Raw genomic sequence first — 17,499 nt, forward strand, 5'->3', positions numbered from 1 at the left:
GTTGTTTGAGTTGACAAAATCAAAGATGCCCGCCTTTCCGAAGAAGTTTGCTTAATCAAGCCGCTTCGGAAAAGCGGGCATCCCAAACGTTCCTACAAAATTAGGAAGTTTTTTCGCCATTCTCAAATTTTTTCGCCTTGGGTCGCCGGCTCTTGGCCGCTTTCGGAGCCGCCTTTTCCAGCAGCGGTTTCAAGAACCGACCGGTATAGCTCCGTTCGCATGCCGCCACTTCGGTCGGCGTCCCCTGAACGATCAACTCGCCGCCCCCTTCGCCTCCCTCGGGCCCGATGTCGACCAGGTGGTCGGCCACTTTGATCACATCCAGGTTGTGTTCAATCACGATCACCGTGTTTCCTTTGTCCGCCAGCTTGTTCAGCACCCCCAGCAACACCCGGATATCTTCGAAATGAAGCCCCGTAGTCGGTTCGTCCAGAATGTAGAGCGTGCTGCCCGTATCCCGCCGCGAGAGCTCCGCCGAGAGCTTGATCCGCTGGCTCTCGCCTCCGCTCAGGGTCGTGCACGGCTGCCCGAGCCGCAAATATCCCAGCCCCACATCCTGAATCGCCTTGAGTTTCTGATGAATGGTCGGTACGTGCTCGAAAAACTCAACCGCCTGATTGACCGTCATGTTCAGCACTTCGTCGATATTTTTCCCCTTGTACTTCACCTGCAACGTCTCCCGGTTATACCGATGCCCGTTGCATGCCTTGCAGGTCACATAGACGTCCGGCAGAAAGTTCATCTCGATGGTCTGTACCCCCGCACCGCGGCACTCCTCGCACCGTCCCCCCTTCACATTGAACGAGAATCGGCCCGCCTTATATCCCCTGATCTGCGCATCCGGCGTCGCCTCGAACAGCTTACGGATATCGCCGAAGACATTGGAGTAGGTCGCCGGATTGCTCCGCGGACTGCGCCCGATGGGCGACTGGTCGACGATCACCAGTTTGTCGATATGCTCCATCCCCTCGATTTTGTCGTAAGGCAGCGGCTGGTCGAACGACCGGTAGAGCTCCCGCGCAATGGCCGGACGCAGCGTCTGGTTGATCAAGGTCGATTTCCCGCTGCCGCTCACCCCCGTCACCACAATGAACTTCCCGAGCGGAAACTTGACCGTAATATGCTTGAGATTGTTCCCCTTAGCTCCCTTGACAGTCAGGAATTTGCCAGACCCTTTCCTGAGTGTCGCCGGAATCTCGATCGCCCGCCGCCCGGTAAGGTAATCGGTCGTATAGGTAGGCGTTTTCAGTACTTCATCCAGTGTCCCCACCGCAGAAATCTCCCCTCCCTTTCTGCCCGCCGCCGGCCCGACATCCACCACCCAGTCCGCCGATTCGATCATCTCCTGGTCGTGCTCCACCACGATCACACTGTTCCCCGCGTCCCGCAGCTGGCGGAGCGAGTTGATGAGCTTGACATTATCCCGCTGGTGCAGCCCGATGCTCGGTTCGTCGAGGATGTAGAGCACGTTGACCAGCTTCGACCCGATCTGCGTCGCCAGCCGAATCCGCTGGCTCTCCCCGCCGCTCAGCGTCCGCGAGGAGCGCGACAGCGACAGGTAGCCCAATCCCACATCCATCAGGAACCGCAACCGGTCGCGAATCTCCTTGAGTATGTCCCGCGCAATGGCCTGCTGCTTTTTGTTGAGTCGGGTCTCGATCCCGTCGAACCACGCGGTGAGCTCCTCGATGCTCATCGCCGAGAGCTCCGCGATGTTCTTCCCGTCGATCCGGAAGTAGAGCGAATCCTCCCGCAGCCTCGTCCCGCCGCACACCGAACACGGCCTGCGTTCCACATACTGCTCCTTCCACTTCGTCCCGCGTTCGCCCTCTTCGGCCTCCGCTTCGAGGTAGGCGATCACCCCCTCCCAAGTCGTCATACAGCTGTTCCGCGCTCCCGACAGAGCCGTCACCCGCAGCGGCGTGGCGTCCCCGTAAAGCAAGGCGTTCATCGCCACTTCGTCCAACTCGTCGAGCGGCGTGTCGAAGGTGAAGTCGTACCGCGCCGCCAATGCCCCCATCTTGTTAAAGATGGAGTTGGTTTTCGGCTTCCCGAGCGGCTGAATTCCCCCCTTGTTAATCGACTTGCTGCTGTCCGGAATGATCCGCGAAATGTCGAACACCGTCTCCTCGCCCAAACCGTTACAGTGCGGACAGGCCCCCTGCGGCGAGTTGAACGAAAAGGTGTGCGGCGCCGGTTCATTGTACGAAATCCCCGTCGTCGGACACATCAGGTTCCGGCTGTAATACCTGGTCTCGCCCGTCTCGTAGTCCGCGACCATCATCGTCCCTTTTCCCTGCCGCATCGCCTCTTCGAGGCTCTTTTTGATGCGTGCTTCGGCCCCTGCCTCCGCCACCGTCCGGTCGATCACCAACTCGATGTGGTGCACCTTATACCGGTCCAGCTGCATTCCGGCATGCAGTTCCACAATCTCGCCGTCCACCCTCGCATAGAGGTACCCCTTCTTGATCATCGAAGCGAACAGTTCGCGATAGTGTCCTTTCCGCCCCTTCACCACCGGCGCAAGCAACGCAATCCGTTTGCCGTCGAACCGTTCAATGATGAGCTCCGTAATCCGCTGGTCGCTGTAGTGCACCATCTCTTCGCCCGTCGCCTTGGAGTAGGCCACCGAAGCCCTTGCGAACAAGAGGCGCATGAAGTCGTTGATCTCGGTCACCGTCCCCACCGTCGAACGCGGGTTGCGCCCCGTGGTCTTCTGCTCGATGGAGATCACCGGACTGAGCCCCGTGATCTTGTCCACGTCCGGCCGTTCCAGCGTGCCGAAAAACTGGCGGGCATAGGCCGACAGCGTCTCGAGATACCTGCGCTGACCCTCGGCATAGATGGTGTCGAAGGCCAGCGACGATTTTCCCGAACCCGACAGACCGGTAATCACGGTCAGTTTGTTCCGCGGAATCGTGACGTCCACGTTTTTGAGGTTGTGCACCCGCGCCCCCTCGACGATAATCCGATCGTGTTTATTTTCCATTTTCTCTGAACCCTTCGGTCGGAATCATGACCTCGTAGGTCGTTCCCGCCTTGTTCGCGTACTCGTAACTCCGAATCCACGGATTGAGTATCCGCAATACTTTGTAATTCGTTCCGTATTTGGCCGCCACCGCCGACCATTCGATATTCGGGCCGCCGACCTTCACCCGTCTGTAGTTTTCGAATGCCGGCAAATAGTCCTTCCGCCGCAAGTGGAAGCCGTATTTTTTCGGATTTTCGACCAGCAGTTTGCAGGAGAGGATCCGGTAGACATACCGCATCGTCTCCTCCGGCAAAAAGAGGTCGTAGTAGGACTTCACCCCCTGGATCGCCATCCGTTTGCTGACCCCCGCCAGCCCCGCATTGTACGAAGCGGCCGCCATCGTCCAGTTGCCGTACCGTTTGTAAGCGTCGCGCAGGTACTTGCACGCCGCTTCGGTCGATTGCTCGACATGGAACCGCAGGTCGACATTGTCGCCCGTCTCGACCCCGTAATCTTTGGCCGCCGACTTCATCAGCTGCCACAGCCCCGAAGCTCCGACCGGCGAGACGGTGTTCGGGTCCAGATTGCTCTCCGCCATACAGAGATACTTGAAGTCCTCCGGAATGCCATACTTCTTCATGATCGGCTCGATGACCGGAAAGTAGCGGGTCGTCATCCGCAGCGTGCGCAACGTCCGCGATTGCATGAACATCGTGACGGTCATCTCGCGTTCCAGCGCCTCGCGCACCTCGGCATATTCGAGCGGAACCCGTTCGCCGGCAAAGGTCAGCTCCCGCGGCAAATTGGGTACGAACACCGGCGAAGCCTCACTCGGCACCTCGGCCACAGCCGCCGGGGCCGGTGAAGGAGAAGGGCGCCCCCCTTTCCCCTGCTGGGCACAAGCCATGGTCACACTACCCGCCGAAAGAGCGGCGGCAAACAGAATCGCGATTTTTTTCATTTCAGTCGATCTACAATATGTTATCCAACGCATTTTTAATGCTGATTATTTTAAACAAATCCAATACGGTCAGCACGATGAAGACCACTAAGAGCCACCGCAGGAACTGCGTGTTGATCCGCGTCGCATAGCGCGAAGCCACATAAGCGCCGATGACATTCCCGATCGCGTGCACGAAACCGTATCCGTAAGCGATCTGGCCGTGATACATGAAGACGGCCAGCGAAAACGGGATGTAGAGCATCACGATGAAGCTCTTCAGCGCGTTGGCCGTAATCACGTCGTACCCCATTCCCATGATAGTCAGCCCCAGGATCACATAACCCATCCCGATCTGGAACGCACCGCCGTAGAGTCCCACCAGAAAGAACCACAGACAGTCCAGCTTCCGCACCTCCCTCGCCGGTTTTCCGTTCCCTTTGAATATCCGGTTGGGGCTGAATATCAGTAAGGTCAGCAACAGAATGAGAATCGTCGCCAGCAGGATGACGAAGATCGACGGATCGACCCATGCCGCAAACTCGGCCCCCGCCAACGCTCCCAAAGCCGTCGGTATCCCTAACTTCAGCCCCACGGAATAGTCGAGCAAATGCTGTTTCCGGAAATTGACCGCCGCAGCCGTAGCCTGGAACAGCACCGGCAGGCGGTTCGTTCCGTTGGCGATCTCGATCGGAAGCCCCAGCGCCGTATAGACCGAGATCGACACCGCCGCGGCCGCCCCGGCAAAGGTATTGACCACGCCGACGAAAATCCCGGAACAGATCAGCAGTATGACGATCGACACGCTCATCGGCTGCTACTCCTGCCCAGGGTGAAGTCATCGGCATCCAGGTGGGCCGGAAACCGTTGCCGGAAACCCTCCAGCTCATCGAGCGAAAGGGTGGCATGGATCATCTCCTCCCGCCCCGGCACCGCCTCCGCCAGCGGCTGCCCCAGAAAGTCGAGCACCGCCGAATCGCCCGAATAGCTGTTCCCCGGATCCGTTCCGCATCGGTTGCAGCCCACCACATAAGCCTGATTTTCGATGGCCCGCGCCCGCAGCAGCGTGCTCCACGCATACCGCCGCGCCTCCGGCCAACTGGCCACGTAAACCAGCACGTCGTAATCCTTCCGATTCCGCGAAAAGACCGGGAAACGCAAGTCGTAACAGATCATCGGGCAAATCCGAAACCCTTTGTAGTGAACGATCAGCTGCCGCTCGCTCCCCGGAGCATACCGCTCGTGCTCGCCCCCCATCCGGAACAGGTGTCGTTTGTTATAGGTCAGCCACACGCCGTCCGGAGCGACGAAAAACAGCCGGTTGAAAAATCCCGTCTCCGCCTCCGTCCGCCGGATGTGGTCGCGAATCGCCACGCTCGTAATGATCGCCTTTCCCGTCCGCATCGCCAGTTCGCGCAAAAACGAAACCGCCTCGCCCTCCATCTCCTGCGCGATCCGCTCCGGCTCCATACTGAACCCCGTGGCGAACATCTCGGGCAGAACGATCAGATCCGCATCGCCCGCCTCCCGATCGCCCCATTCGGCCACCCGCCGGCAATTTTCCGCCGACGACTCCCACCGGGTATCCATTTGAAAAACAGCTAATTTCAGTAATTTATCCATCGCTTCGGAAAGTAAACCATCGAATCATGCAAAGTTACGCTTCCGCCGGCTTTCCTGCAACGAAAGTCGGCGGATAATTCGGCATCCCGGTCAAACTATCGCGGAAAATTCTATCTTTGTAGCAACCAAAAAACGAAAGCGGAGAAATTGATACGAGTTGCGAATTACAATCGGCTGACCATCGCGCGCGAGACCGACAACGGGCTCTACCTGACGGACGAAGAGGGGCGCGAGGTGCTGCTCCCGAAACGATACATGCCGGAAAACTACACCGTCGGCGATCCGATGGAGGTCTTCGTCTATACCGATTCGGAAGACCGTCCGGTGGCGACGACCGAACGGCCGAAGGTCGTCGAGGGAGGGATTGCGGCCTTGCAGGCCGTGGGCTTCAACTACCACGGCACGTTCGTCGACTGGGGGCTGCCCAAAGACCTCTTCGTGCCGAAACGGAACCAGCAGGCACCGATGATGGTCGGCGAGTGGTACGCCGTGGCCTTGTACGTAGACAACGTGACGGGACGTCCGGTGGGGACGACGAAATTGGCAACACGGGTCAATAACGACGAGATTACCGTGCGACCGAAAGAGGAGGTCGATATTCTGATCGCCGTGCGGAAACCCAAGGGATACCGGGTGGTCATCAACGACCGCCATTGGGGGATGCTCTACGACAACCAAATCTTCACCGACGTGAAACTCGGTATGCGGATGAAGGGGTACGTGCGGAAGATTGCGGAAGACCACCGGATCGACATCTCGCTGCAACAGGAGGGGTTCGACCAGGTCAAAATCGCCGCCGACGAAATCCTGAAAATGATCGACGAAGCGGGCGGCGTACTCTCCGTAGGCGACAAATCCGACCCGGAAGAGGTGCGGCTGACGACCGGAATGAGCAAAAAGACATTCAAGCGGGCGGTGGGCTATCTGATGAGCCATGGCGTGGTCGAGGGCGGCGATCGGACGGTCGAACGAATCGATCGCAAAAAATAATCGCCCGCCGACCTGTTCGGAAAAGACGAGGATTTTTGTACTTTTGCCGGTCGGTATTTTTCAGCCGACCCTAAAATTTATCTCTGCATGAAAGTCGATGTAGTTCTCGGCCTGCAATGGGGCGACGAAGGAAAAGGAAAAGTCGTCGATGTCCTCACACCGGATTACGGCGTGATCGCTCGATTCCAGGGGGGGCCGAATGCCGGACACTCCCTCCATTTCGGCGATAAGGTACACGTATTGCGGTCGATACCGTCCGGTATTTTTCGCGAAAACGCCGTCAATATCATCGGCAACGGAGTGGTGCTCGACCCGGTGACTTTCGCCCAGGAGACCGGCGAGCTGGAGCAGTTGGGGGTGGATGTCAAGGCGAAAATACGGATCGCCAAAAAAGCACACCTCATTTTACCGACCCATCGGATGCTCGACGCCGCCAGCGAAGCGGCTAAGGGGAAGGCCAAGATCGGTTCCACGCTCAAGGGGATCGGGCCGACCTATATGGACAAGACCGGCCGGAACGGGCTGCGGGTGGGGGACATCCTCTCGCCGTCGTTCATGGAGCGGTACGAACGACTGAAACAGAAGCACATCGCCATGCTCGCGCAGTTCGAAGGCTTCACATACGACATTGCGGAGTACGAAGCCCAGTGGTTCGCCGGGATCGAGACCTTGCGGCAGTTCACCATCATTGAAGCGGAACACGAGATGAACCGCCTCTTGAGCAACGGGCAGGCTGTCTTGGCAGAGGGGGCGCAGGGATCGCTGCTCGATGTCGATTACGGGACTTATCCGTTCGTGACCTCGTCCAATACGGTGTGCGCCGGGGCTTGCATCGGATTGGGTGTGGCGCCGAATCGGATCGGCGAAGTCTTCGGGATTTTCAAGGCTTATTGCACCAGAGTCGGGAGCGGGCCGTTTCCGACCGAGCTCTTCGACCAGACCGGCAAGGATTTGCAGCAGATCGGGCATGAGTTCGGTGCAGTGACGGGACGGGAGCGGAGATGCGGATGGCTCGACCTCGTGGCGTTGAAGTATAGCGCGATGATCAACGGGGTGACGCAACTCATCATGATGAAATCGGACGTATTGAACACCTTTCCGACCATTAAAGTAGCGGTGGCGTATGAGATCGGCGGACAACGGGTGACGGAGTTCCCGTATGAGACCAATGAAGAGATTACACCTATATATAAGGAGTTCGAAGGGTGGAGTTGCGACATTAACGGGATTCGCCGCTATGAGGAATTTCCGCGGCAGTTCAAGGAGTATGTCGAATTTATCGAACGGGAGACGGGCGTGCCGGTGAAGATTATTTCGGTCGGGCCGGATCGGGACGAGACGATTGTCCGATGATTCGTTAAACCCTTTTTTACCTCAAATCGAGCAAGCGAAAAACAAAATCCGATTTTGTTTTTCGCTTTTTATGTATTACTTTCACCCTGTTATGAAAATCGCACTGATAGGCTACGGCAAGATGGGGCATGAGATCGAACGGATCCTGCTCTCGCGGGGACACGAAATCCCGCTGATTATCGACTTCGACACCACCGACCGGCTCACGGCAGAGAATCTGGCGGCATGCGACGTGGCGATCGAATTTACGACGCCGGGGACGGCATACGAGAATATCATGACCTGTCTCAAGAGCGGGATACCGGTCGTTTGCGGAACCACTGCATGGCTCGACCGGCTGCCGGAGGTGACCGCGCTGTGCGAAGCGCAGAAAGGAGCGTTTTTTTACGCCTCGAATTACAGCATCGGCGTCAATCTCTTCTTCGCCATCAACCGGAAGCTGGCCGAGATGATGAATCGTTTTCCGGAATACGACGTCACTTTGAACGAAGTGCATCACGTCCAGAAAAAAGATGCGCCGAGCGGCACGGCGGTTACTTTGGCCAAGGATATCCTGGCGGGGATCGATCGGAAAACCGCATGGCATCTGGGAACGACTACTGCGCCGGACGAGTTGGAAGTCACGGCACAGCGGCGGGCGATGGTGCCGGGGATTCACACCGTGGTGTGGGAGTCGGACGCCGACATCATCACGCTCGACCACAACGCCAAGAACCGCAGCGGATTCGCTATGGGAGCGGTGTTGGCCGCAGAGTTTCTGGCCGATAAACGCGGCACGGGACGAGTTTACGGCATGAAAGACTTGCTGGGGTTCTAACCGAAACGACACGACATGAAAAAAGCTATCGAAAAGCTGCGCGCAATCTGGGGAAACAAGTGGGTTAAATTTTCGATCGTCAGCCTGATCTATATCCTGTGGTTCGTGGTCTGGACGCGGAACTTGTGGTGGCTGTTCGGCGTGGCCGTCATTTACGACCTGTACATCACCCGGTTTATCGATCGCATCTGGCTGAACCGTTATCGGGCTTACAAAAAGGGACACAAAGGTTTCCGGCATGTGATGGAGTGGGTCGAAGCTTTGCTTTTCGCCGTGATCGTCGTCGTGCCGCTGAAGACCTACTTCTTCGGGATGTACGTCATCCCTTCGTCGTCGATGGAGCAGACCTTGCTGGTCGGAGACTATATTTTCGTGGACAAGACTTACTACGGGCCGAAGATGCCCAATACGCCGCTCTCGTTTCCGTTCGTCCAGAACACCCTGCCGCTGACGAAGACCACGCCGTCGTATGTCGATTGGATCCAGTGGCCGTACAAACGCTTGACGGGAAGAGGCGTCGTGAAACGCGACGACGTGGTGGTCTTCAACTTTCCGGAAGGAGATACAGTCGCTTTGGGGACGGTGACTGTGGCGGACGAATACGGACGGTCGATGGAGACCGACGTATCGACCACGAGTTATTACGATTTGGTGCGGATGTTGGGACGCGAGCAAGTTTACGACGAGCTGGAGGTACGCTACCGGCCGGTGGACAAGCGGGAGAACTACATCAAACGGTGCGTGGCTTTGGCGGGCGATACGGTGCAGGTGATCGACGGAGATGTCTACATCAACGGCCAGGCGCAGCGGTCGATACCGGGCGTACAACATCTTTATATGGTGCATGTTACGACTCCGATCGGCTCGAAAATATTCGAACGGCTGGGGATCGACCGCGAGGAGATCGGCTATCAGGCGGAGGCGGGGCGATACACCTTGCCGCTGACCGCTGAAGGGGTGGAGGTTTTGCAGGGACTGCCGGAGGTGACGAGTGTGACTCGATTCATCAACCGCATTCCGAACGAGGCGATTTTCCCGCACAACACCGATCTTTATCCGTGGACGGAAGACCAGTTCGGGCCGCTGTGGGTACCGCAGGCGGGCGTTACAGTGCCTTTGACGGTTGAGAATCTGCCGCTCTACGAACGGATTATCCGGAACTATGAGGGGAATGATTTGGTGGTCGACGAGGCGGATAGTTTGATTTACATAAACGGTTCTCCGGCAAAAGATTATACCTTTCAGATGGATTATTACTTCATGATGGGCGACAACCGGCACAACTCCGCCGACTCGCGCTTCTGGGGCTTCGTTCCGGTCGACCATATCGAGGGGAAAGCCTCTTTTGTATGGCTATCCATTACGCCCGGCAAGAATATCTTTACCGGCGTGCGTTGGGACAGGATGTTTCGGAGGATTCAATAACCGTTCCCCGGGCGAAAGTTAAACATGAAATAAATAAACCCAAACCTTTCATTTTATGAATGATACCCTAAAAATAGTCGTACTTGCCAAGCAGGTTCCCGACACACGGAACGTAGGCAAAGATGCCATGAAAGCCGACGGGACGGTGAATCGGGCGGCGCTGGCCGCTATCTTCAACCCGGAGGATTTGAATGCGCTGGAGTTGGCATTGCGCATCAAGGATCGACATCCGAAATCGACCGTTACGGTTCTGACCATGGGGCCTTTTCGGGCGGCGGAAGTGATTCGCGAAGCGATGTTTCGCGGAGCGGACGGCGGGGTGTTGCTCACCGACCGGAAATTTGCCGGGGCGGATACGCTGGCGACCAGTTATACGCTCTCGTGCGCCATTCGGAAACTGAATCCCGACCTGATCATTGCCGGTCGGCAGGCTATCGACGGCGACACGGCACAGGTGGGGCCGCAGGTGGCCGAGAAGTTGGGTTTGCCGCAGGTGACTTATGCCGAAGCGGTGGATAAGATCGACTTGCAGGCCGGCGAGATTACCATCCGCCGACGTTTGGAACGCGGCGTGGAGACCGTTACGATGAAACTGCCGGGGGTAGTGACCGTTAATGCCAGCGCACCGGCGTGTCGGCCGCGGAACGCCAAGATGGTGATGAAATACAAACACGCCCGGACGGTGAGCGAAGTGCAGGAGCAGCAGGAAGACTACTACATGGCTTTGCACAAAGACCGGTGCTACCTCTGCATTCCGGAGTGGGGGGCGAGCGACGTGGACGCCGAACCGGAATCGCTCGGCCTGAGCGGATCGCCGACCAAGGTCAAGACCATTGAAAATATTGTCTTTCAGGCCAAAGAGGCGAAGCATCTGACCGGAAGCGATACCGATATCGAAGGGCTGATCAAAGAACTGATCGCTTCGCACACAATCGGTTAATCCTGTTCACCTAAATCAAACCACCAACTGAAATTCTCATGAACAATATATTCGTTTACTGCGAGATTGAAGACGGCAAAGTCGCCGACGTTTCGCTTGAACTGCTGACCAAGGCTCGGGCTTTGGCCGAGACCTTGGGATGTCGGGTCGAAGCACTGACCATCGGACATAACTTAGCCGGAATCGAAAAACAGCTGGCCCAATATGGGGCGGAGGTTGTGCATGTGGCGGACGGAGCAGAGCTGGCCCCGTTCCGGACACTGCCGCATGCGGCGATTATTTGCGGCGTGTTCAAGGAAGAGCAGCCGCAGATCGCTTTGTTCGGGGCGACTTGCACCGGACGGGACTTGGCGCCGCGGGTATCGTCGGCACTGCACAGCGGTTTGACAGCCGACTGTACCTCGCTGGAGATCGGCGACCACAGCGAGGCCAGGACGGGAAAGGAGTATAAAAACCTGCTCTACCAGATTCGACCGGCGTTCGGGGGGAACATCATCGCCACGATTATCAATCCGGATCATCGGCCCCAGATGGCGACCGTACGCGAAGGGGTGATGAAAATGGAGCCGGTGGCGAATCCGAAGGCGGCGGAGATAAAAACGATCGACTACAAAAAATTCCTGAGCGACGGGGATTTTGCAGTCAAGATCATCGCCCGCGAGATGGAAGAGCGGAAAATCGACATCAAAGGTTCGCCCATTATCGTGGCCGGCGGTTACGGGATGGGGTCGAAAGAGGGATTCGATCTGCTGTATCAGCTGGCCGAAGTGTTGGGGGCTGAGGTCGGAGCATCGCGCGCTGCGGTGGATGCCGGGTTTACGGAACACGAACGCCAGATCGGACAGACGGGGGTGACGGTGCGGCCGAAACTCTATATCGCCTGTGGGATTTCGGGCCAGATTCAGCATACGGCCGGGATGGACGGCAGTTCGATGGTCATCTCGATCAACACCGATCCGGAGGCGCCGATCAACAAAATCGCCGACTACGCGATTATCGGGGACGTGAACGCCGTGATTCCGAAGATGATCAAATATTACAAGCAGAATAGCAAATAATTCAGGGACTTACAGATATGGCTAACTTTTTCTTAGACAACAAAGACATACAGTTTCATCTGGATCACCCCCTGATGAAAAAGATCGTGGAGCTCAAAGAGCAGGGGTTCCGGGATAAAGCAACCTACGAATATGCGCCGGTGGACTTCGAGGATGCGATCGACAGCTATCGGAAAGTGCTGGAAATTGTGGGCGATGTGGCGGCGAACACGATTGCCGTGAACGCCGACTCGGTAGACAAAGAGGGGCCGAGGGTGGAGAACGACCGGGTAATCTATGCGCGCGGGACGCAGGAGAATCACGATATGCTGACGCAGGCGGGAGTTTATGGAATTTCGCTGCCGCGACGGTTCGGAGGGCTGAATTTTCCGCTCGTTCCGTATGTGATGACCTGCGAACTGGTGAGCCGGGCCGATGCCGGATTCGGCAATATCTGGGGGTTGCAGGACTGTGCGGAGACCTTGCATGAGTTTGCCAGCGAAGAAATTAACGCAGAATTCCTGCCGCAGATTAACCAAGGGGCGACGGCGGCGATGGACCTGACCGAGCCGGATGCAGGGTCTGATTTGCAGGCCGTGATGCTCAAGGCGACGCCCAATCCGGATAAGCCGGGCGAGTGGCTCTTGAACGGCGTGAAACGGTTTATTACGAATGGGGATGGAGATATTTCGCTGGTGCTGGCCCGGTCTGAAGAGGGGACGACCGATGCGCGGGGCTTGTCGCTGTTCGTGTACGACAAGAAACACATGGCGGTCAAGGTGCGGCGGATCGAGCATAAGTTGGGGATTATCGGCTCGCCGACCTGCGAACTGGTCTTCACCAACGCACCGGCCAAGCTGGTGGGCGATCGGAAGATGGGGCTCATCAAGTACGTGATGGCGTTGATGAACTCGGCGCGGCTCGGGATCGGAGCGCAGTCGGTGGGGATTATGGAGGCGGCGTACCGCGAAGCGTTGAAATATGCCAACGAACGGGAACAGTTCGGTAAACCGATCATTCAGTTCTCGGCGGTTTACGAACTACTGACCAACATGAAAGCGCGGTTGCAGGCCTCCCGGGCATTGCTGTACGAGACGGCACGGTTCGTGGATGTCTATAAGAACTATTTCCACATCGAAAAAGAACGGAAACTGACGCCGGAGGAACGGACGGAGATGAAGCAGTATCAGAAGCTGGCGGACGCTTATACGCCGCTCTTGAAGCTCTTCTCGTCGGAATACAGCAACAGCGTGGCTTACGACGCCTTGCAGATTCATGGCGGTTCGGGATTCATGAAAGACTACGCCATCGAACGGATCTATCGGGACGCACGTATCACTACCATCTATGAAGGGACATCGCAGTTGCAGGTGGTAGCGGCGATTCGCGGGGTGACGACAGGCGTGTTGCTGGGGCAGATGCAGGCTTACGAAGCGATCAAACCGGTGTCGGAACTCGACGGACAGTATCGGACGCTGGTTACTCTGCGTGAGCAGTACGAAGAGGCGGTGAAGCGGGTGCAAGAGGCTTCGGCCAAGGAAGGAAGCGATGCCGACCTGCTCGATTTCCATGCGCGTCGTTTAGTCGAAATGGGAGGCTATATCATTATGGGACACCTCCTGCTGCAACAGGCCGGCCATGCCGAAGTAGGGGAGGGCTATCGCATCTCCGCCATCGCCTTCATCAAGGAGGGACAGGCCAAGTGCAATGCCCATCTGAGCTACATCCGGGAGTTCGAACCGGACAGCTTGGGGTATTTCAAAATGGTATTGGACGAAAAGATCGAGGCTTAATTAACCGTACTGTTTTTTGCATACCCGTTCTTTAGCTACGGCGGGTACTGTACTTTCTGTGAACAGAAAGTACCAAAGAAACTTTCGAAAGTGCTTCGCACTTTAAAGCCATTCGGAGGACAAGGTTCTCAACCTCTTGTTCTTCGGGCCAAGAAAAAAGGGCGCGCTAAGGTTTTTGATAGCCTCAAGCGCGCCCTTTTCCGTGGCCCGAAAAGTCAAAAGTTCAGATACTGTACCGAAATAGCGTTAGGATGCGCAAGCATCCTCGGAAGTCTTTCTGGTTCTCTTTCTTCAGAAAGAGAACAGTTCCATACAGTACTAAGGAACAAGTGCCAAAATAGTATGATTATTTAATACCCTTGTCACCCTTGTGCCAATCGATCGGACACGCCTCGCCGTACTCTTCGAAATGTTGCAGCGCGTCAATCATCCGCAATGTCTCGTCTATGCTTCGGCTCAACGGCAAGTCGTTCACCACCTGATGCCGCACGACTCCGTTTTTGTCGATCAGGAAACTCCCCCGATAGGCCATCGCCGGCCCTTCGAACGACACTTCGCCTTCCTCATTGTAGAGATAATCGCCCGCCAGCACATCGTACTGCTGCATAATCGTCTTGGCCGTATCGGCCACCAACGGATACCTGACCCCCTCGATCCCCCCTTGTTTTAGCGGGATCGACAGCCATTTCTGATGAACGAACTGCGAATCGCCCGAGCAGCCTACTACCGCCACGTTCCGTTCGTCGAACTCCGCCATCCGTTCCTGGAAAGCGAGAATCTCCGTCGGGCACACTGCCGAGAAGTCCGCCGGATAAAAGAAAAACAGCACGTACTTTTTACCCGCATATGTTTCCAACGAAAAATCCGAGACGATTTCGCTCCCGTTTACCACCGCTGTAGCCCGGAATACCGGAGCCTTTCTACCGACTAATACTGACATGATTTCAAGAATTTAAGTATGTAGTCGATAAGAGTGCATAATTCATGCCACGAATCGAGCCCCTGTCGAAAAGATCACCGATATGGAATCACCTGCGGCTTCTCAGGGGCGAAATCGATCTCTTTGAAGTCCGGCTCGCTAGAGATCGAGAAGTTACGATATCCCACGTCCGGCGGCCTGTTGAAAGCATACCCGAATCGAATCTCCACGTTGTTGAAAATCAGCCGTTCGTTCCGAATCCGCACCCCCGCGCCGATCGCTCCTGTAAATCGGTTGCGAAACAGATTGTTGTCGTATCCGAGCCATCCGACATCGCCGCAGAGGAAAAACGCGAATCGGAAATGGTACAGAAACAGCGGTGTGAAGACAACCGTCTCGGAACCGATCGTCAGCCGGTTGTAACCCGTCATCCGCCAATCGGCCGAGAGTCCGCGAATTCCGCGCCCCCAACGATTCTCGTACCGCAACGCTTCGCGCTCGCCCTCCAGACGATGAAAGCCCATGGTCGCCGACAGGGTTCCGAACTGCCGGATGTAGCTGGTACGCACCCGCAACAACGGCGTGAAGTACTTGATATGCCCCGTCGCCACCGACTGTTGCAACCGATAGTTCCGGGTGAAGTAAGAACCGAATGCCAGACTCGCTTCCAGATAGCTGTTCCGGATCAGGTTGCCCCAATAGCCCCGAACTCCCCAATAATCTCTCCCTCCGAGCTCCTCTTCCCACTGCCGTCCGCCGACCAACTCGAACCGGAAACCGTAAGGGATGTCCTCCGTCCGTCCGAATCCGTAGATCATGTTCCCCTGAAAATAGTTCCGCCGCGAAAAACCGAATCCGACCAGAAACTGCGTCGAATGGTGGTAATACGGATTCAGCGTCTCCGAAACCTCGGGCCGCTGAAGATAACGTTCCCGATCCAGCGAAGCCGTCACATAGACGTTCGTCCCGTTCCGCCAGTTCAGACACCACGACCTGCCGCCCCAACCGCCTAAGAAGAACCGTTCGATGTAGTGCGACGTATCCGTCCGGGTCATCTCTTCGCGGCGGTAGGTGCGATCGGCCGTGAAGCCGAACCCCCATCCCGTGGGGAGAATAAACGGATGAACGACGGCGAAGCGGGCCATATTCTGATCGCCTCCGCTCCCCAATCCGATGGTTGCATCGGTAAAATGTCCCAACAGATTTCGGGCCGTGTATTCGACTCCGAAGCCGAAGCGGCTCAGCTGCTTGTCGCCGGCTACTTTCAACTTCAATTCGTCGCCCGTTCCGAGAAAGTTGCGGTCGAAAACCGAGAGGCTCTTCTCCCGACTCCCCCAATTGACATCCGCGCCGATCGACCAGTTATCGCGCGCAAAGATATGGATCGACACCCCCGTCGAATCGTTCCGGTCGGGCATGACGACGAAATAGGCGGTCGCCAGATTGGGCAGGCTACGCAGCAACTCTTCATTGATCCCCAGCACATACGGATTGAGCGTATCGCCGACCTGAAAAAGCAGGTTCTGAGCCAATTGGCGCGGTTTGGTCTGGATGTGGATTTTGTCGATCGTCCGTTGCAGCCAACTCACGTTGCGTGTCGTATCGCGCGGCGAGAAGACGTTGGCCAACGTCCAATGAATGCCGGTGATTCTTTTTCCGGCAAAGAGTTCGAAGTAGTCTCGATTCTGTTTGAAGTCGAGCGAGGGAGTCCCCTCATCGCTGCTGTTTCGCCCCCGGATGAGCGAACGGAACAAAAAGCGTGTGAAAGCATTCTTGTATTTCCGCAGCCGCAGCGTGTCATAGAAAGCATCCGACCGGGCGCTCTGTTCCCGATAGTTGATCGGCACGATGGCCGTGTCGGCATGCAATTGGTTCGTATAATGCGGCGGAAGCTGTCCGCGAGAGGCAGGAACAGCTACTCCGAAAAGAGCGATCGAGAGAAAGAGAACGATATGTTTCCCATTACACATCGTCCGACCGGAACTGATACCCCATTCGTTTCCCCGTCTGGAGTTTCGAGTTCTCAATTTTGGTATTCATCTGGTCAACCGTCACCAGTTTGACCGTGTCGTAAGGCGGCACCAGAAGATCGAAGTCCAGGGTATAAGCCATGGTGCTCTCGATAATCTCGGTCAGGGCATCCGGCGTAATAGCCCCCTGTCCGAAATTGTCGTGCCGATAGGTCACCTGCCGTTTCCCTTCGACCATGTACTGGAAATCGCGATTGATAAAGATCCGCGCCACGAGATAGCCCTCGTCCGCCGACCGGTTGTACCGGAACGAGTCCGAAAGGAAGTTGTAGATGTTGATCACCCCGCAATAAGCATTCTGCTTATCCTGCTTCACATAAGAGTTCTGCCAGATAATGTTTTCCCGCTCGAACTGGAAGACATTGGTGTGCATGCTGAAGATCAGGATGTCGCCGGCCAGCTGAAGCTGCGCCTCGAACTTTCCCCGATCCCGGTACTCCAGCTTGATACGCCGGTCGGAAGCCCCTTCGAGCTGTTCGTTTACCTCGACGGCGTATTCCTGCAAAATCTCCTTGAGTTGTCCGAAAACCTGCTGCGTGTTGTCGAAAATCTGCTGCAAGAGCACCGACTTGGTCTTCAGTGTCTTTACGATCTGTTCGCGTTTTCCGGCGGGTTTCGCCGTCTGATTCTCTTCCATACGGTGAATTTGAAATCCTGCTTG

The 17,499-nt window shown here is 56.5% G+C and carries 14 protein-coding genes; 7 read left to right on the plus strand and 7 right to left on the minus strand.

Annotated elements, in window-relative coordinates; translation table 11 throughout:
- Positions 1-100: 100 nt before the first annotated feature.
- The 4 genes from uvrA to Q9S52_RS01110 are packed head-to-tail and all read right to left on the minus strand — an operon-like array spanning position 101 to position 5,534.
- Positions 101-2,989: an excinuclease ABC subunit UvrA gene (gene uvrA, locus Q9S52_RS01095; protein ID WP_304707818.1), complete on the minus strand. Its 2,889-nt coding sequence runs from the start codon at positions 2,987-2,989 to the stop codon at positions 101-103.
- On the minus strand, positions 2,979-3,932 hold the full coding sequence (locus tag Q9S52_RS01100) for a lytic transglycosylase domain-containing protein (protein ID WP_297624914.1): 954 nt from the start codon (positions 3,930-3,932) through the stop codon (positions 2,979-2,981). Before Q9S52_RS01100 ends, uvrA begins: the two co-directional genes overlap by 11 nt.
- A 10-nt stretch (positions 3,933-3,942) precedes the next feature.
- Positions 3,943-4,716: a sulfite exporter TauE/SafE family protein gene (locus tag Q9S52_RS01105; protein ID WP_304707821.1), complete on the minus strand. Its 774-nt coding sequence runs from the start codon at positions 4,714-4,716 to the stop codon at positions 3,943-3,945.
- 2 nt (positions 4,717-4,718) lie between these two features.
- A complete protein-coding gene (locus Q9S52_RS01110) occupies positions 4,719-5,534 on the minus strand; it encodes an amidohydrolase (protein WP_304707823.1) in 816 nt (271 codons plus the stop codon).
- A 147-nt stretch (positions 5,535-5,681) separates the two neighbouring features.
- Between Q9S52_RS01110 and Q9S52_RS01115 the strand changes: the two genes are divergently transcribed.
- From Q9S52_RS01115 to Q9S52_RS01145, 7 genes are all read left to right on the plus strand, one after another.
- Positions 5,682-6,524 carry a S1 RNA-binding domain-containing protein gene (locus tag Q9S52_RS01115; protein WP_294592244.1) on the plus strand — a complete coding sequence of 281 codons (843 nt, stop codon included), beginning with the start codon at positions 5,682-5,684 and terminating at the stop codon, positions 6,522-6,524.
- A gap of 87 nt (positions 6,525-6,611) precedes the next feature.
- Entirely contained in the window at positions 6,612-7,877 is a 1,266-nt protein-coding gene (locus tag Q9S52_RS01120; RefSeq protein ID WP_304707826.1) for an adenylosuccinate synthase, read from the plus strand.
- Between the two features lie 91 nt (positions 7,878-7,968).
- Positions 7,969-8,694 (plus strand): 4-hydroxy-tetrahydrodipicolinate reductase, encoded by a 726-nt coding sequence (gene dapB, locus Q9S52_RS01125; RefSeq protein ID WP_297624926.1) that lies wholly within the window; start codon positions 7,969-7,971, stop codon positions 8,692-8,694.
- Between the two features lie 15 nt (positions 8,695-8,709).
- Positions 8,710-10,119, plus strand: coding sequence for a signal peptidase I (gene lepB, locus Q9S52_RS01130; protein ID WP_304707829.1), 1,410 nt, complete (start codon positions 8,710-8,712; stop codon positions 10,117-10,119).
- A gap of 55 nt (positions 10,120-10,174) precedes the next feature.
- A complete protein-coding gene (locus tag Q9S52_RS01135; protein ID WP_297624932.1) occupies positions 10,175-11,059 on the plus strand; it encodes an electron transfer flavoprotein subunit beta/FixA family protein in 885 nt (294 codons plus the stop codon).
- A gap of 38 nt (positions 11,060-11,097) precedes the next feature.
- The gene (locus Q9S52_RS01140) at positions 11,098-12,117 is read left to right on the plus strand and encodes an electron transfer flavoprotein subunit alpha/FixB family protein (protein ID WP_304707831.1); all 1,020 of its coding nucleotides are present in this window, start codon (positions 11,098-11,100) and stop codon (positions 12,115-12,117) included.
- A 17-nt stretch (positions 12,118-12,134) separates the two neighbouring features.
- Positions 12,135-13,889: an acyl-CoA dehydrogenase family protein gene (locus Q9S52_RS01145; RefSeq protein ID WP_304707833.1), complete on the plus strand. Its 1,755-nt coding sequence runs from the start codon at positions 12,135-12,137 to the stop codon at positions 13,887-13,889.
- Positions 13,890-14,235: 346 nt separating this feature from the next.
- On the opposite strand, the gene Q9S52_RS01150 is transcribed toward Q9S52_RS01145, so the two are convergent.
- The 3 genes from Q9S52_RS01150 to Q9S52_RS01160 all read right to left on the minus strand — a co-directional run bounded on the left by Q9S52_RS01150 (position 14,236) and on the right by Q9S52_RS01160 (position 17,475).
- Complete coding sequence (locus Q9S52_RS01150; protein WP_297624942.1) at positions 14,236-14,829, minus strand: peroxiredoxin; 594 nt, start codon at positions 14,827-14,829, stop codon at positions 14,236-14,238.
- 74 nt (positions 14,830-14,903) lie between these two features.
- Complete coding sequence (locus Q9S52_RS01155) at positions 14,904-16,835, minus strand: hypothetical protein (RefSeq protein ID WP_304707836.1); 1,932 nt, start codon at positions 16,833-16,835, stop codon at positions 14,904-14,906.
- On the minus strand, positions 16,771-17,475 hold the full coding sequence (locus Q9S52_RS01160; protein ID WP_304707838.1) for a hypothetical protein: 705 nt from the start codon (positions 17,473-17,475) through the stop codon (positions 16,771-16,773). Before Q9S52_RS01160 ends, Q9S52_RS01155 begins: the two co-directional genes overlap by 65 nt.
- Positions 17,476-17,499 lie beyond the last annotated feature (24 nt).

This window comes from uncultured Rikenella sp., from assembly GCF_948810725.1.
GTDB lineage: Bacteria > Bacteroidota > Bacteroidia > Bacteroidales > Rikenellaceae > Rikenella.

Excerpts from the sequence above, each read along its gene's own strand:
- uvrA (WP_304707818.1), bottom strand. The coding sequence starts at position 2,989 with ATGGAAAATAAACACGATCGGATTATCGTCGAGGGGGCGCGGGTGCAC.
- Q9S52_RS01100 (WP_297624914.1), bottom strand. The coding sequence starts at position 3,932 with ATGAAAAAAATCGCGATTCTGTTTGCCGCCGCTCTTTCGGCGGGTAGT.
- Q9S52_RS01110 (WP_304707823.1), bottom strand. The coding sequence starts at position 5,534 with ATGGATAAATTACTGAAATTAGCTGTTTTTCAAATGGATACCCGGTGG.
- Q9S52_RS01120 (WP_304707826.1), top strand. The coding sequence starts at position 6,612 with ATGAAAGTCGATGTAGTTCTCGGCCTGCAATGGGGCGACGAAGGAAAA.
- dapB (WP_297624926.1), top strand. The coding sequence starts at position 7,969 with ATGAAAATCGCACTGATAGGCTACGGCAAGATGGGGCATGAGATCGAA.
- lepB (WP_304707829.1), top strand. The coding sequence starts at position 8,710 with ATGAAAAAAGCTATCGAAAAGCTGCGCGCAATCTGGGGAAACAAGTGG.
- Q9S52_RS01135 (WP_297624932.1), top strand. The coding sequence starts at position 10,175 with ATGAATGATACCCTAAAAATAGTCGTACTTGCCAAGCAGGTTCCCGAC.
- Q9S52_RS01140 (WP_304707831.1), top strand. The coding sequence starts at position 11,098 with ATGAACAATATATTCGTTTACTGCGAGATTGAAGACGGCAAAGTCGCC.
- Q9S52_RS01145 (WP_304707833.1), top strand. The coding sequence starts at position 12,135 with ATGGCTAACTTTTTCTTAGACAACAAAGACATACAGTTTCATCTGGAT.
- Q9S52_RS01150 (WP_297624942.1), bottom strand. The coding sequence starts at position 14,829 with ATGTCAGTATTAGTCGGTAGAAAGGCTCCGGTATTCCGGGCTACAGCG.
- Q9S52_RS01160 (WP_304707838.1), bottom strand. The coding sequence starts at position 17,475 with ATGGAAGAGAATCAGACGGCGAAACCCGCCGGAAAACGCGAACAGATC.